This window comes from Dellaglioa sp. CoH-56-MRSF-13 (genome assembly GCF_056782095.1).
In genome coordinates, this window is sequence record NZ_JBXAYC010000160.1 from 1 (window position 1) to 276 (window position 276).

General features: G+C 55.1%; 1 protein-coding gene. It reads right to left on the reverse strand.

What is annotated here, in order from left to right; translation table 11 throughout:
• Nucleotides 1-226 (reverse strand): hypothetical protein (locus AC1RP1_RS08305; protein WP_481762771.1); only part of this gene is annotated, 226 nt, incomplete at its 3' end.
• Nucleotides 227-276 lie beyond the last annotated feature (50 nt).

A 276-nucleotide genomic window follows, 5' to 3' on the forward strand; every position in this document is an offset into this window, starting at 1 on the left:
CGTCGAGAGAATCCGACCAGTATTCGTCACCTACCTCAATGGGTTCACCGTGGACGGTATGCAGACGGCTTTTCTTTCCCTTCGCCAGTTTCTTAGCCGGACGTTCCAGCAGCTCACAGTCCAGATCGTCGGCCTCAGCCGAAATAATGCTGCCAACGTCACCGTGCTCCACAACTTCGAGAATAATGTGGCTCGGGCTCTTGATCTCGATGACTCGTGCGTTCACGTTTTGGCTGTAAACGCAGCAGGTAGCGCCCACCACGATAGGGCTACCAC